The organism is Dysgonomonas sp. UBA7630 (assembly GCF_002483985.1).
Taxonomy (GTDB): domain Bacteria; phylum Bacteroidota; class Bacteroidia; order Bacteroidales; family Dysgonomonadaceae; genus Dysgonomonas.
On record NZ_DLIY01000012.1, the window covers coordinates 240,377 to 257,586 of the forward strand.

The following is a 17,210-nucleotide window of genomic DNA, read 5'->3' on the forward strand; positions in this document are numbered from 1 at the left end:
ATTTATTAAAATGCAGCTTTTATACCTATATTATAAAATCTGGTTTGTGGAGAACTACCTACATTCATTTCCATATGTTTGCGTTCCTTCGATATAGTAAGCAGATTAGCGCCACTTACATACGCCGAAAGTTCGCGGATGAAACTATTTTTCAAGATATGCTTCGGCAGGTCGTATGTAACTTGCACTTTGGCCAAATCAAAACGATTAGATTTATAGATCCAGAAGTCAGACGAACGGAAATTATTACTTCCACTTGTAGTCGTTAAACGAGGGTAAGTTGCAGTTTCTTTTGTTTCTTCCGTCCATCGGTCGCGAACGACTGCGGAATACTTACCATCTCCAGAAACCCAATAATAAGAACTATTTTTCATACCATTAGCGCCAAAGCTGCCTGTTCCTAAAGCAAAGAATGTGAAATCAGACCATTTAAGTGTCATATTTATGCCCAAAGTAAATGGCGCACCATACCAACCAGCTTTGCCTAAATATATGACATCCTTCTCATCGATAACACCATCTCCATTTTGATCTACATACTTAATATCTCCAGGTTTTAATGTACCACCCAATTGTTGTTCAGGAGAATTAGCAATATCAGCATTATCCTTAAAAAAACCAGCACTTTGTAGCCCCATAATAGCATCTATAGGTTTACCTTGAGATTTTCGATAATCCTCGACATCTATTTCGCTACGCTTGGTGGCTTTTGTATCGTAGTAAGTACCCGATACACCTAGAGAAAAATTAACCTCTTCAATTTTTTTATTCAAATTAACACTAAAGTCAAATCCTGTGCGTTTATTGTTATTATAATTCATATATGGAACAAATGAAGCTTTTGGATAAGCTGTAGACAAGTAACTAGGGAAATTTGGGCTAGGACTTACAATAAGTCCTTCCATAGAATTCATGAAGAATGACAGATCTGCAGTTATCATTTTCTTCCACAAAGAAGTTCTTAGATTCGCTGATATTTCTTTGCGTTTAATAAATGTAAGATCATCATTATTTCCACGGAGAGACATTGTATATTTCTCTAAACTACCATCATACCAACTCCAACCGTACGCTTGAGACCAAGCTGACTTGTACATATAATAATCTTCGATATCAATATCCTGATGTAAGATACTACCTGAAACACTCAACATTAAATCATCTATAATAGAAGATCCCGATAGGAAGTTTTCATTGCTCATTCTCCAACCTAATGTAAGAGATGGAGAAAATGCATTACGCTGCCCTTCGGCTAACTTTGCTGAGTGTATTACGGCTCCCCCAAAATCGGCATAATATTTCTTTTGATAATTATAGCCTACTTGTAATGCCAAGTTTACATTAGAAATTTTGTGATATTCAGACGATAAAGTTTGCTGGTAGCCCGAAGCTATTAACATAGCCGACAGGTTATGATTATCTGCAAAAGTATTTATATAGTCAAACTGCCCTGAAAACACCATTGTTTGAGTATCAGCACTTTTGTCAACATTTTGAACTCCTGACTTTTTATCATTACCTTCCTTGGCTAAACCTGCAATAACGTCTTTTCCATTATAGTTTGCCCATTTAGGGTTATATACCGAATAGGTATTGTCAAAAGAGGTTGTATAACCTGTAGCATAATCTACGGCGAACTTTGTATGAAAAGAAAGTCCTTTCAAAAAGCTTTCTAAATTAATATCAATTCCCGTATCAAATTGAAAATAACGGCTTGTATATTTGCTACTACCTGCAGCATAGATATCGGCAAATACATTTTGGGGATCAATGCTATTTCCTCCCAGTATATATTTACCATCAATTATATTAGTATTATTTACCAAATCCCATGCGGCCAAAGCATCTTTATCAATCATATCTAATGGGATTAACGGAGCTACACGATTGGGACGAAATGTTGATGCAGCATTCCAATAATCACCCTTTGCGCTTTTGGCATCATAAAAAGTAGCATTCGCATTAATATATGCACTAATAGCATTACTAATCATAACATCCACATTACCACGCACATTTAGACGATTGATACTATTATCCTTCGCTTCACCGATCTTAAACAAGTCATCTTGATGATAATAACCTACATTACTATAAAAATGAGCACGTTTACTTCCGCCTGTAATTTCTGCTGTAACTTCTGAACGATTAGATACTTTCTTCAAAAACTCAGAAGAATAAAAATCTACATTGGGATAACGATACGGATTTAAGCCCAAAGCGGTATTATAAATCTCATTTTCAGTATATTTAGGAAGTCTAGTGGGATCATCATTATGAAGAGCTTCATTATAAAGAGTCATATATTCAGCAGATCCTAGATATTCAGGATAGCTTTTAGATATATGAAAACCCGTGTTAGCTCTTACGCTTATCCTAAGATCTTCGGTCTTACCTCTTTTGGTCGTTATATATATAACACCTTTTGCTGCGCGGCTACCATAAAGAACAACAGCCTGTGCTCCTTTCAGGAATGTTATTTGATCAATTTCGCTAGGCAAAACATTGTTGGCCACACGTGGAATTCCGTCAACCAGCACTAAATATCCTGCATTGTCGGCATCCATACCCCACAGCGAATTTCCATTCCAGCCGCCGATANNGCTGCATATTATCTAAACTATATGTGTTATAGTTCTTTTTTGACAGTTCCTCTACATTAACAACAGATACACCACCCAACAAGTCGCTTTGAGCTACTTTTCGAAAAGCAATCTGTACCAGCGATTCTTTATCACTTTTGAGTGAGTCCGCCTCATTTTGGTCTAATGTTTGAGCTTTGGTTGCAAATGGGCAGAAGACAAACATGGCACACAAAATGAATATTGATTGTATATATTTCATCTTTTATTCGTTTAAATTACACATTCATTTACTCTATTTGGATTTACCAGCCCGGATTTTGCCCGAATTCAGGATAAAGATATACATCATTGTCAGGAAGAGGAAACCAATAATGTTTGGTACCAAATACTCGTGTAAGAATAACTTCTTCTTTGAATTCTGATACCCTTGCATCTTTTGGGTCGTTATTCTTGAAAAAGTCATTGTTTTCTACACGCTTAAATTCCTGTGATGTTTTTACTGTATACGGATATTCAGTTAGTAATAACCAACGTTGCAAATCATTGAAACGGAATCCTTCAAATGAAAGTTCTACGGCACGNNCGAATTTCGTCTATAAATTTATTTTTACTTGCTGTATAAGAGCTGCCTACATGTCCTGCTTTTACACGATCTCTCACTGTGTTGATCGCACCTTCTGCTGTTTTTGAGAAATTAGAAGACTTACCGCTAGCACCACCAAATGCAGCACATGATTCAGCATACATCAAATAAATATCAGATAAACGCATATATGGCAAATAGCAGTGATAGTTTGCTCCCCAGTCATATGTTCTATCATACTCGTTGCAGGTATGAGGTACCAGCTTTTGGATAAAATATCCTGTACGGCTAGCATTAGCTACGGGTCTCATTGCACCTCCTGTATAAAGACTACAATAACGCAGATATTCCATATCCGCAGGCATAGTACTATTTACATACTTGAATCCATCAAATACAATATCATGATAGAAGCGAGGATCTCTATTCTTGAATGGGTAATTAGGATCGAAGCCTGAAGCCGGATCATTTAGAGGAAGTCCATTATCCATACCATACATATTAACATAGTTTGCTGTTGGTTGGTGAATCACGTTATCATGAGCAACCAAACCAGCAACTTTAGGACCAAATACCTTCGCAGTATTCCAGTTACTGGCATTGAAATCTGGAGATGGTCCCCTGAAAATTGCTTCAACAGATCCTGGTTGTAACCAGTTTTGACGAGTGGTGTAAAAAATATCCGAGTAGCTAGATGTAGAACCTTCAGCTCTCTCATGATTATAAATATCTTTGTAGTTGAACTGAGCTAATGCATATTGAGTTTGATTACCTTCTACAAGATTTAGTAGTTCACCAAAGGCTTCGGCAGCTTTTTTACAGTATGCCTCATCATAGTCATAAGTTTGACTTCCGCCTACTTTAGGTCCATTTTTCATCAATGGACTACCTGCCCAAAGGTAATTTTTACCCAAATAACCTAATGCCATTATTTTATTAATACGCAATTGGTTTTTGCCCACTGTATTTTTTCCTACTGTTGTGTTATCCCAGTCGATAGGCAGTAAATCGGCAGCTTGCCTAAAATCGGCAGCAACTTTATCTGAACATTCCTGATAACTCAATCGAGGAAGAGTCAATGTTCCAGTAGCATCTAATACATGGTCTACATATGGTAACCCACCAAAGAATGTCATAAGTTCAAAATGCCACCATGCACGAAAGAAATATAGTTGCCCTGCAATCAGGTTTTTCTCCTCAGCTGTGGCTGTTGTTAGCTTGTCCAGATTAGCCAATCCTTCATTTGCTTTACTTATGCAATACCATGCATGAGGCCATAACGAATGTCGTTTAGGAGATCCGTCTCCGGTAGCTGTAGAACTACTATTACTGTTATATAGCCAATCGCCTGCGCTTCTCCATGCGCGATAGTTTCCAAGGTCTACTTGGTGAGTCATACGACTATCAGCCTCGGGGTTGAAGATTTCATCGTCACCCCAATTCCAGGAAGGAGCCCAATTACACTTCTGTTTGTCAGGTATGCAATTGTAAATCTCTTCTATGTAGCCCTGAAAATTCATGAAGTTCTTAAAGGCATCATCTCCTGATATAGTAGAATCAGGTTCTTTATCCAAATAATCTTCACAAGAAGCTAAACTAGTTCCTAATATTAAGAACAGGATACAACTCTTTAGAAAAGTTTTATATATATTTTTCATCATCTTTAATCTTATAATGAGAATTTAATACCTAAATTGTAACGTCTCACAGTAGGATAAGCGCCTAAATAACCTGCACCGGATAAATTTGCTTCACGGTCGTCAGGCATTCTTGTCCACAACCAGAGATTATTTCCATTGAGATATATTTTCATATTTTTCACACCTAATTTCTTAATCCAGCCATCAGTAAATGTATAGGCAACCTCAGCATTCTTCAAACGGATATATGATCCGTCATATAAAAACTGAGTACTGGTATTATAGCTCGGACTAGAAGACCATCGTGGCACTACAACATCGGCAGATGTATTATCTTTCGACCACCATGTTCCTATATCGTATACAGTGTTTAGTTTATTACCGAAGCTTGTTAATGATACATCTCGGGTTACATTTGTAACACCATAGAATTGAACGAAAGCACTAAATCCTTTCCATTCGAAACCGATAGTAGCATTGAATGTATTTTGAGGAGTACCGGAATATCCGTAAGGCACCAAGTCCTTATTATCAATAACACCATCTCCATTGAAGTCTATTATATTATAATCGCCAGGTAACTTCTGCGAATCGTTAGTATCATGTCGAGTGCTTCCATACAACTGGTCATAGGTATTGACATATCCTGCATCAACGTAAGATGTATATTGTCCAATGCTATATCCGGCAGCTTTCTGATAAGCAGGTCTTAACGCCTGGTCATCTTTTTCTAATATTTTATTTTTAGAGTGTGTCATGTTGAAATTACCCCAAAGTCTCATATCATTAGAGAGTCGTTTATTTATACGTAATTCCAATTCATAACCATTTGTACGAACTCTACCAATATTCGCTGTAGGAGGTATAGCTCCTAAATACGACGGAGTAGAACGTTGATCTCCCCATACCAAGATATCTCTACGGTCATCTCTAAAAACATCTACACTACCAATAAATAATCCATCCAAGAATGAGTAGTCTGCTCCTACATTTATCTTTCTTACGGTTTCCCATTTCACATTTTCATTTCCCAGTGCTGATTTTCTGAACCATGTATAAGGACTATTTCCATGATTTAAATCCATCGCTGTAACTCCACCATAAGCCCATTGGGTCATATAAAGCCAACGTCTGGCCGAGTCGAATTTGTCTCCTCCAAGATTATCATCTCCAATTTCTCCATATGAGCCTCTAATTTTAAGCATATCTAGGAATTTTAATCCTTTCATAAAATTCTCATTGCTTAACATCCATCCTATTGCACCGGAATTAAAGAATGCAAAACGATTTTCTTTACTGAATTTATCAGAGCCATTATAAGCACCGTTGTATTCTATAAAGTATTTGTCTGCGTAATCATAAGTAGCACGGAAAGCCCAGTCTTCACGGAAAATAGGCATTACACTACCTCTCGCCTCTTCTTGACGACTGAAAACTCCCATGGCTGTTATGCTATGCGCATCATATTTACGAGCCCAATTCAATTGTGCCTGATAGTATAAATTACGTAATGTTGCTCCATTATTTACAGATCCTCCTGATGTAGCCCAGTTAACACCTTGCATCCAGTCGAACTTATTATTACCATCAAAATTTTGTCGATAAGTTACTTGACCTGTTTCCGGATCTATCCATTTTCCCTGAGACGAATTATTTTGATCATTGATTCCTCTTTCGAATTCAACGAAAGTATTATCCCAAGAAACAACTCCTCTAGCAGACAATCCTTTTGTTATAAAGCCCAAATCTTGCTCTAAAGTAAAGTCTGTATTGATACGAGTTGTTGTTGTCTGCATTGTACCTCCCAAAGAAAGAACGGCAGCCGAGTTACTCACATTCGAAATATTTGGATAGAATCCCCATGAGCCGTCCGAATATTGGGGGAGGAAAACATCCGGTGCAATATTATAGGCTCCAGACCATTGCTGAGCAACAGCCCATGTAGAGTTATCGGTTTGTCCCCAAGGTGTTTTCTTGATAGCATTAGAACCCGCTAGATTAACCTTAAACAAAGTTGTCTTTGTAATTTGAAAATCCAGATTACTACGAACATTTAGCCTGTCGTATCCATATCCGGCATTGTAATTACGTCCATTATCATAAACGCGGAAAAGGTCGCCTTCATGCACAAAGTCGGCAGAAGCAAAGTATTTTACAACTTTTGTTCCTCCCGATACATTTATATTTGCATTATAAGACATTGCAGTCTTCTTGAATAGAGCATCCTGCCAATCTACATTCGGATAGCGTTCTCGTTGCTCTATAGTAGTTTGGTTCCGATAATTGTTGATGAATGCTTGTGGTCGTATGTAAGCCCAAGAATCAGGAGTTAGAGCTAATTCATGTTCGATAGCCGTGTTACGAGCCATTAATGCATCATAAGAATCCAATTTGTTAGGTAATTTAGACGGAGCTTTTAGTGTGGCGTTGAAACCAACATCTATTTTTGCGCTTCCGTCACTACCTCTTTTGGTGGTAACCAAAATAACACCATTCGCACCTTTAACTCCATAAACAGCTGTAGCAGAAGCGTCTTTCAGAACAGAAACGCTCTCTACTGAACTAATATCTACGGAACTCATCGGACGTTCGATACCATCGACTAATACTAGAGGATCGCTATTGTTCCATGAACTTGCCCCTCGAATTACAATCTTTGGTTCTTCTTCTCCGGGCATCCCTGTACTCTGAGTAGTGATTACACCCGGCAAATTACCGGTAAGGGCAGCTCCAATATCAGAAATACCAGCGGCACGCTCTAAAACTTTACCTGTAGTTTGTGTGATTGCTCCTACAACACTGGCCTTCTTCTGTTGACCATAACCTACCACAACTACTTCACTTAATATCTCTTCATTTTCGGACATAACCACTCTTACATTCTGTTTGCCTTGTATGTTTATGTCCTGTGTTGTCATTCCTACGTAAGTGGCTACGATAATCTTTGTTCCGGCTGGAACAGTTAATGAAAAATTCCCATCAAAATCTGTTACAGTTCCTATTGATGTATTGCCCTTTAAAGTAATATTAACTCCTGTAAGAGGCTCATCATTTTTGTCTACGACATTTCCCGTAATAACAGTTCCTTTCTGCGCATATGCTGCAAAGCAAATAAATAGCAGGAGTAAACTTATGCAGGGAATTTTCCAAGCTCGTTTTGTTTTATTATTCATTACTATTAGTTTAATATGATTAACAATTTTAATTTATCATAATATGATCGATTCTTAATATCAATCTAATAGGATTATAAAAGTCAGCTGTCATCAATATTAGTTTTCATGGATTAAAAATTAAATAATAAGTTAATGCCTATTATTAAAAAATACATTTGCATACTCTCTTCGAGAGTTTGTCAAATCAGCATTTAGGTCTAGGAGATTATTGATCATAGAAAACATAACAGAGAGTATTGTCTAGCTACATTTTCTTCAGTTTATTGGTATTTTTTCACAAAAGAGTTTTTTATCATATGGTATTACAATTTAAGGTTATTTTAAGTGTATTATTTACAATTATTATCTCAGGCAGTATTTTTTATCTCCACAGTTTTGGTTATCGTTTTCTGTTTTTCTAATAGTCTTTGCTGCAGTAAAATGCCTGGATAGATGGTATTAAATTTTTCAGGTAACTATCGACGTAGTGAATAATCGACTCCAAAATGTATGTTCTTTCTCCACTACGCCGAAAAAAGTTTATATGCAAATAAGCAAAAGCTTATGGTTGAAAATCATTTGAAGATGTTGAATATAAACCAATCAATGCTCCAGTAAACCCACCGGCAACATCTGTAGAAAGAATATCACCGGAAACAGTTCCTCCAACATTCCTGAACCCTTGATTATCAACAGAGTAATCAAACCTATAATTATCTTCGTCTGCTTCAACTTGCAATTGTATTGGTTTGCTTACATCAACTTTTTCACTGGCAATAAGAGTAGACTTATTCTTATCTGTTCTGACAAGCAAGATATAAGAGTCGTTTCCTTTTTGTGTAATACCAAATACATAGTTGAATGATTCTTTTTGATAACAAACAATTCCTGCTAAATCAGTTTCAGTAGCAGGTACATAGTTCATATTCACTGTCGTTGAAAATGTTTTATGCTGCTGTCTATGCCTTAAAGCTGAAATAGGCTTACGCTCTTTGATATTTGTCTGGAATGGCTTAATCTGTAAACCATCTTTTGTAATATTCACAAAACCTTCACGAGGGCCTCTTACTGCTATCCATCTATGATCTAAACTTTTGCTTGAAAAATCGTCATTAAAAGTAAAGTTTCCATTAGGGAAGAAACCATTCATTCCTGTTTGATTTTGTACACCTTCCGGCATTTTCAATTTAGGCGATAGAGGAATAAGCCCATTCTCGAAAACAGGGAATTCTCCACTCCAGTCTACAGGTAATATAAATGTTTCTCTACCCGAATTTACTCTTTGTTTATTATTAGGACGAATTGCTAAAAATACGCCGTAATACTTACCATCAGGAGCTTGTACTAAATCTGCATGTCCTGCCCAATCTACTTTATCTTTTCTATCTTTTGCAAAATATCTTTGAGTCAATATAGGATTATTAGGTGCCGGCTTAAATGGTCCGCGTGGATTTTCGCTAACAAAAATCACTTCACTATGCCAATCGCCAGTACCTCCTTCTGCACACATCAAAAAATAGCGACCATCTTTTTTATATATATGAGGGCCTTCTATCCATATAGGTCTCTTTGTAATATCCACCCCCCCATCTACTATTATTTTATCTGTACCAGGAATAACTCTATCGTTTTCTACATCATATTCCCATTGTTTAATAACCCTGTGACCAGAATACAACTCTTTGCCATGATCGGGAGCATCATTGTGTACTAAATAAGCTTTACCGTCATCATCAAAGAATAAAGCCGGGTCAATTCCATTAAATTCTAGGCGGATCGGGTCTCCCCACCCTTGTCGAGGATCTTTAGTTTTAACAACAATATTACCTAAACCACCTCCAATATGAGTTGTGATCATATAAAAGGTATCATTGTGAGGATTGTATGCAATGTCGGGGGCATATACCCCAGCACTCATTTCTATATCTTGTACTTTTAATTGAGTTGGTCTTTCTAATACATTTCCTATTTGTGTCCAATTAACTAAATCTTTACTATGAAAGATTGGTACTCCCGGAAAAAAAGCAAAAGATGAGTTGACCAAATAATAGTCATCACCTTTACGAGTAATACTCGGATCGGGATAACACCCTTGCAAAATAGGTGTATAAAACTCATTGCTTTTTAAAGGGTTTTCGTTATAAACCTTATCATTCCCTTGATAAATAAATTTGGAAAAAGTAGGAACCCCTTTTTGAAGTTTTTTGTTTGTTTTAGTCTGACTGCTCAAACTAAAAGGACTAAATAAGAGTATACCTGTAATAATAGCAATTACATTTTTTTTCATGATATGAATTAAGTTATTATATGGTTTTACGCTTTAGCGATAACATTACAAAGCTATATATCTATAAAAATTAAAGGATAAAAACTTGTTTCTTTTACAATCGCACAAGTAATTACAACCATACCGATTGTTGCATATTCAATCTTCTATGTTGCACATTACATTTCCTTTCACTAAAAAGACTCTCTATATCAGAGAGAAAGCGAATAATTGGCTTTTTTATATTATTTATAATCGATTGCATAAAAAAAAGAGTTATCGTTCTTTGTATATAAGGCAACTAATTAAGTGTACCTTCAATCGTTTTGATTTTACCGTTGCTATCATATTCCAGTTCTACCACCTTAAGGCTACGCAACCATGTTTTCCCTCCAGATGGTACACAGTCATGGNNTGGTAAAATAAATACCACTTCCCTTTGAATTCGGCAATTGCATGATGAGTAGTCCAACCGATAACCGGAGTAAGAATTACTCCTTGATACACAAAAGGACCATACGGATTATCTCCGGTAGCATAACACAATAAATGTGTATCACCAGTGGAGTATGAAAAGTAATATTTACCATTGTATTTATGCAACCATGATGCTTCAAAAAAACGCTTCTCTGTATCTCCTGACGTTAATGGGTCTCCGTTCTCATCCAGGATGAGAACATCGCGAGGCTCTTCTGCAAATCCAAGCATGTCAGCACTCAATTTTACAACTAGTAAGCATCAGGAACTAAATATTTAGACGTTTTCATATTTCCGTTATTTCACTGTTGATATTGTTTTTTTTCTTCTAGACATTGCCTCATCTATAATACTCTGAACAACAGGTTTAGCTTTATAATTCCTATCAAATAACAAAGGATAGTCTGTACGTCCTCTCATTGGAAAATTATTTTTCCACGAATCGCCATCCGTAACACCCCACATAGTTACCCTACTCACTTTATCAGAATTATCCAGAAAAAGTGTAAAATATTCCAACATCCGCTTACTCCAAATATCTGAAATAGAATCGGGCAAAGCCTCAACATAAGGATTCATCTCCTTCCGATAAGCTTCTGTATCCGAGATATTAGCTCCCACATTAAAGCGCGGAGAAGGCAATGCACTCAATTCAAACTCTGTAATCATAACTTTTACACCCAATGCTGTATAGGCATCTATCGCCGCCTTATAATCAGCTAATGTCGGGGAATCTAATCCCACATGACTTTGCATACCAACGCCATCGATACGAATACCTTTTTCTTTTAAAGTTTTAACTAGGTCCACAATTGCATCGCGCTTCTCATTAAGCCATTCGTTATAGTCGTTGTAATAAAGTTCTGCATCGGGATCAGCTTCGTGAGCATATTGAAATGCTAACGGAATGAATTCTTCACCTAATATCTCATAGAATTTACTTTTGCGAAACTCTCCATTATCTAATATCGCTTCGTTAACAACGTCCCAGCCTTTTATGCGTCCTTTATAACGGTTCACAATTGTTGTTATATGATTTCTCATCCTTTCTTTTAATACTTCAGGTGAAACGTCTTTTCCTTTATCATCAGTAAAGAACCACGACGGAGCCTGAGAATGCCAGATCAGGCAATGGCCTGTAACAAACAGGTGGTTCTGCTCACCTAATTCAACAAACTTATCTGCATCATCAAAAAAGAACTCTCCTTCTTTGGGCTGCATATACATACTTTTCATGCAATTTTCTGCTACAATGGCAGCAAACTGATCTTTTACAATTTTCAATGAAGCTGTATCACGACCCTGTATCTGTTTTAGATTTAAAGCCGTTCCGATATAAAACTTTCCGTCTAGCGCATTTTTTAAAGATGGATTTTTGTCATCACTTGTCGATTTAGCTTGAACACAGCAGAGCAATAAAAGCATCAAGCTAAAACTAAGAATAGGTGTTAATAATTTCATGATAATGATTTTTCTATATTATATATTTATTAATTTCATTTTGAGATGAACGTTACTTGTCATTCAGATAACGTTCTTCAATTTTCACATTAATCTTGTTTATCTCATTGTCTTCCACTTCATATTTAGATTTATCCCCGTCGATTTTATAAATTAAACTATAAGCACAAGCCATACCAGTGTCTCTATTGATTTTGAGTTATTATCCCTGTCTTTATACTTTTTATGGCTAAAGACTTCCTGCATTGTAAAATTAAACCATTAACAAAAGAGAGGTAACTATTATTGATACAGGTTACGCTATCATATGTTTCGCAACAACTCTAAGATGTTTCACTTTGTATCTATATTGTTTCTTCAGATTGTTGAAAGCATACAAAGAGATTTTTTGTGCTTCTTTTTCACAAAAGAGCTTCACTTCAAAAAAACAGACTATTCCGTCTAAAAAGTCAATGCTAGCATAAATACTATAGATTTGCACTTATAATCGAATTGGTGCATGTGCAGATTTAGCGAAAATTATACTAATATTTGAAATTTAAAGAATCGTACATTCAATTATACCATCATTAATATATGTGCTCCCAAAGCAGAAGAAACCGATATAGTCCACCTAAACAAAGACATAAAACACCCCTTGCGTTTCACAAACAATAGCTTATGTTGCACATGGAACAAAATATGTTTATTTTGTTCCCTTTTTCATTGTTTAATTCTTTATTTTTGTTTCACATTCTAATACCGAAAATCTAAAATACATGAGCAAACGCCTTTTTTTGTTTTTTGCCCTTTCTTGCGTCTCCATAAGTTTATGCTTAGCTCAACAGGAACGCTTTTATGGATTAGGGAAATTATCGAGCAACCTAATCACCCGAATTACTCAGGATTCTTCAGGATTTATTTGGATAGCTACCGAAAACGGATTAAATAAGTTTGATGGATGGAATTTCACTCATTATTTTTACAATGACAAAGACTCCACATCGTTATCTGGTAATTATATCGAAACTTTTTTTACAGATGACTCCGGCTCTCTCTGGATAGGTGCCAATAGAGGATTAGAATATTACAATCCTTACAAAGACTCTTTCATTCATGTCAAATTCCCCGATAATACGCATCCATCAGTCAGAGGAATTATACAACTGTACAGTGGAGAAATCTGGATTGTAACAGGAGGCTATGGCCTCTACTCTATTAATAAACAAACAATGACAGCAACTTCTCTCTCAGATATAAACAAACTATTGGGAATCCCTTATTCTAACCATATTTTTGAAGATCGGGCACACCAAATATGGGTAGTATTATCAGAAAGCCGTATGGCATGTATTTCTCCAGACAAAAAAAGCGTAAAAACTTATGATTTACCTATCGACCCTCAATATAAGGTCTATGGAATAACAGAAGACCACATGGGTAGAATGTTTGTTGCAACAAGCTCCTGTGTTTTTTTATGGGATATAATCCGTCAAGACTTTATGCGTATCAAAAATGATGAACCAAATGTAAATATACGAGGTATCGCTTGTCTTAAAGACGGAATGGTATACGTCAACACCGTAGGGCAAGGACTGAAATATGTAGACACCAATACGATGACCTTGGTTACGCCTTCTAAACTTAAAAACGGATATGACAATCCTATAAAAGAACGTATTACAACTTTTTTTGAAGACAACAAAGGGAACTTATGGTTTGGATGCAATCAAAAAGGATTATTAATGGGCTTAAATGAGCCTACTCAGTTTGATTTTTGGTATTTTAAAGAAAATGGAGAAACAGGATCTATTACTTCATTATATGAAGACCGTGAAAATGAATTATGGCTAGGAACGGACAATGGTAAACTCAATAAGATAAACAACAGAGGGAAGATTTTAGAGTCTTATAATATTCAAAAAGATGTTTCTACCATATATGAGGATATCAACGGAACATTTTGGATTGGAAGTTACCAAGGAGGTGTTTATACTTTTGATAAAAAAAGTGGGAGGAGTGCTAAATATCCATCCTTCGAAGGAAAATCGGTTGTTGCTATAGCTGAAGATAAAAAGAAAAATGTATATATATCCGTGCTTGGTGAAGGTTTCATTCGGTACAATATTGAAACAAAAAAATGGATATTGATATCTGACAAAACCCGTTTAGCAAATGATCAGGTTTTATCTAACAACTGGATTAATGATATCTTGTGCGACTCCGATGGGCTTATTTGGCTTGCACATAGTATAGGTGTAGACTGTTACGATCCGAATAAGAATATCTTTCTACACTATAGCGATGATACATCTCTTTCTTCTATGATTTGCACCACTCTAATGGAGGACAAGAAAAAAAACATTTGGATTGGAACAAATAATGGATTATACAGATATGACAAGAAAAGCAAAAAGATAGAACACTATGGGATGGAAGAAGGTTTGCCGAACAACATTATATGCGGACTAGGCACTGATGCTACGGGAAACAATATTTGGGGAAGTACACTCAACGGAATATTCCAATTAAATATAGAAACCGGACGTATTGCATGTTACTACACAGGGAATGGACTTGTAGATAGAGAATTCTCGAAGAATATTTTTTTACAAGATAAGATGGGATATTTATATTTCGGTGGGTTATATGGAGTAACCAAATTCTTACCGGATTCAATTAAAGCTCTAAACTTAGACTTTCAACCCAAACTGACTCATTTATACATAAATAATGTATCCGTCAGTGCAGATAAAATAATAAAAGGCAAACCGATATCCGAGACTAGACTGTTTGATGCCTCAGAGATAAACCTATCCTATAACGAAAAGTCTTTTTCTCTGGAATTTTCTACAATGAATTATCATAATCCGGAGAATGTTATTTTTGAATATCGCCTACTCGGAATGAATGAAGAATGGATATCTACATTTCCGGGAGAGAATCGTATAACATATAATTTCTTATCTCCTGGGAATTATACCTTAGAGGTAAGAGCTTTCGAAAACAATGCTTATTCTTCGATCAAGACTCTAAACATAAAAATTTCTCCACCTTGGTATAGTACTACTTGGGCAACATCCTTATATATATTACTTTTTATCGGAATATTAACAGGTATTGTATATACATGGCAGAAACGTCAACAAAGACGTAGAGAAGAACAAAATAATGAAGATAAACTAAAATTCTTCATTAATATTGCACATGAAATACGATCACCTACCACACTAATTATAAGCCCATTATCTGAATTACTAAAAACTGAATATGATGAAAAAACAAAAAAGTTATTAGAAACAATACAGCGTAATGCACATCGGATAATGAGCCTTATAAACCAGCTTTTGGATATAAGAAAGATAGACAAAGGACAGATGAAGATTGCATGTCAGGAAACAGATATGGTCGGATTTATAAAAGACCTAACACTTGTATTTGATTACCAAGCAAATAAGCGAAATATAAACTTCTCTTTCGAATCAACAGAAGACCGTCTTCCGGTATGGATTGACAGAAACAACTTCGACAAGGTCTTGATGAATTTGCTCATAAACGCATTCAAATATACTAAGGATGGAGGCGAAATTAAAATAACCCTCGCGACTATTAAATCCGAAGATGCAGGGAATGCAAGAAAGTATGCTGAAATTAATATCATTGACTCAGGATTAGGATTAAACGAGAAAGAGGTTGAACGCATCTTCGAACGATTTTATCAAGCAGAGCCATACAATCCATTAGGATTTGGTATAGGACTGAACTTATGTAAACTTTTAGTGGAGCTTCACCATGGCACGATAAAGGCTTCTAACAGGAAAGATACACAGGGTAGCTGCTTTACCGTTCGTATCCCTATTGGCAATGAGCATCTAACAAAAGAAGATATTATTCAGCAGAGCGAAACTATCCGCTTTGCATTGGAAACCCCTATTTGTTGGGAAGAAAAAGATCATCCTACAGCAGCAATTAGAAATAAGAAAAGACAACGAATATTGGTTGTAGATGATGATGAAGGTTTACAGGAATATATAGAAAGAGAACTAAGTACGAGTTATAAAGTCGTTACGGCAAATAATGGTAACGAAGCTTTGCAAATATTACTGCAAGAACGCATCGACTTGGTCATATCGGACGTAGCGATGCCCGAGATGGACGGTTTCACTCTACTCAAGAAAATCAGAAACAATGAGAATATAAGTCATATCCCGGTCATTCTGTTAACTTCTCAGGTTGAAGCGGATAGTCGCATGATGGGCTGGAATGTAGGTGCCGATGGCTTTATGGATAAACCGTTTCTGATGGAAGAATTGCTCTTTCTTTGTAATAATCTGATATCAAACAGATCATTATTGAAAGGTAAATTTGTAGGGGTAAAAGAGCTGGAAGAGAAAGTGACTCCTTTAGATATTAAATCGAATGACGACTTATTCATAGAACGACTTATGACTCTTATTAATAAAAATATAGACAATTCTAAATTCAGCATCGAGGCTCTATCTAAAGAGGTTGGTATCAGCCGCACCCAGCTACATCGAAAGCTTAAAGAAATAACAGGGATAACTACCAGCGACTTTATTCGAAATGTACGATTAAAACAAGCTGCAAAATTGTTAGTTGAGAAGAAAGTAAACATATCACAAGTAGCTTATGCTACAGGTTTTTCGAATCCTACCATTTTTGCAGTTGCATTTAAGAAATTCTATGGATGTACCCCTACAGAGTATGCAGAGAGGGGAGAAAGTTAAGATGCAACATAAAAGAACGAATATGCGACATAATAGCAGTCCAAGGCACTATATACGATTGTAAAAGGAATGGATTCTGTAATTATTATTTTTAATGTTTCGTAAATTTGAAATATGATTATTGAGAAAAAACAATTATTGAAAATAAGGAAGCTTAACTGATGAAAATGAAAGTTTATATCTAAAAAGCCCTTGTTTTACAAATATAATTTCTCTGATTAAACTTCGAAACATCAAAATATTTAACAATGAGTTCTATTGATTTATTAAACAAAAGCGCAGACAATATTCGTATACTGTCGGCTTCAATGGTTGA

Annotated in this window: 5 protein-coding genes and 3 pseudogenes; 1 reads left to right on the forward strand and 7 read right to left on the reverse strand. The window is 35.9% G+C overall.

Annotated elements, in window-relative coordinates:
- Nucleotides 1–5: 5 nt before the first annotated feature.
- The 7 genes and pseudogenes from B3P17_RS04970 to B3P17_RS05000 form a co-directional block, all read right to left on the reverse strand.
- A pseudogene (locus tag B3P17_RS04970) lies at nt 6–2,844 on the reverse strand (SusC/RagA family TonB-linked outer membrane protein).
- Between the two features lie 43 nt (nt 2,845–2,887).
- Nucleotides 2,888–4,826, reverse strand: a pseudogene (locus B3P17_RS04975) (RagB/SusD family nutrient uptake outer membrane protein).
- Between the two features lie 11 nt (nt 4,827–4,837).
- Complete coding sequence (locus tag B3P17_RS04980; RefSeq protein WP_291104003.1) at nt 4,838–7,981, reverse strand: SusC/RagA family TonB-linked outer membrane protein; 3,144 nt, start codon at nt 7,979–7,981, stop codon at nt 4,838–4,840.
- A 544-nt stretch (nt 7,982–8,525) separates the two neighbouring features.
- Nucleotides 8,526–10,250: a glycoside hydrolase family 43 protein gene (locus B3P17_RS04985; protein ID WP_291104006.1), complete on the reverse strand. Its 1,725-nt coding sequence runs from the start codon at nt 10,248–10,250 to the stop codon at nt 8,526–8,528.
- A 280-nt stretch (nt 10,251–10,530) separates the two neighbouring features.
- Nucleotides 10,531–10,958, reverse strand: a pseudogene (locus B3P17_RS04990) (alpha-N-arabinofuranosidase); the annotation flags it as partial.
- A 45-nt stretch (nt 10,959–11,003) separates the two neighbouring features.
- The gene (locus B3P17_RS04995) at nt 11,004–12,167 is read right to left on the reverse strand and encodes an endo-1,4-beta-xylanase (RefSeq protein WP_409517024.1); all 1,164 of its coding nucleotides are present in this window, start codon (nt 12,165–12,167) and stop codon (nt 11,004–11,006) included.
- Between the two features lie 52 nt (nt 12,168–12,219).
- The gene (locus B3P17_RS05000; protein WP_291104009.1) at nt 12,220–12,342 is read right to left on the reverse strand and encodes a hypothetical protein; all 123 of its coding nucleotides are present in this window, start codon (nt 12,340–12,342) and stop codon (nt 12,220–12,222) included.
- A 583-nt stretch (nt 12,343–12,925) separates the two neighbouring features.
- On the opposite strand from B3P17_RS05000, the gene B3P17_RS05005 reads away from it, so the two are divergent.
- On the forward strand, nt 12,926–16,894 hold the full coding sequence (locus B3P17_RS05005; protein WP_291104011.1) for a hybrid sensor histidine kinase/response regulator transcription factor: 3,969 nt from the start codon (nt 12,926–12,928) through the stop codon (nt 16,892–16,894).
- The last annotated feature ends 316 nt before the right edge of the window (nt 16,895–17,210 follow it).

Excerpts from the sequence above, each read along its gene's own strand:
- B3P17_RS04980 (WP_291104003.1), bottom strand. The coding sequence starts at position 7,981 with ATGAATAATAAAACAAAACGAGCTTGGAAAATTCCCTGCATAAGTTTA.
- B3P17_RS04985 (WP_291104006.1), bottom strand. The coding sequence starts at position 10,250 with ATGAAAAAAAATGTAATTGCTATTATTACAGGTATACTCTTATTTAGT.
- B3P17_RS04995 (WP_409517024.1), bottom strand. The coding sequence starts at position 12,167 with ATGAAATTATTAACACCTATTCTTAGTTTTAGCTTGATGCTTTTATTG.
- B3P17_RS05000 (WP_291104009.1), bottom strand. The coding sequence starts at position 12,342 with ATGGCTTGTGCTTATAGTTTAATTTATAAAATCGACGGGGATAAATCT.
- B3P17_RS05005 (WP_291104011.1), top strand. The coding sequence starts at position 12,926 with ATGAGCAAACGCCTTTTTTTGTTTTTTGCCCTTTCTTGCGTCTCCATA.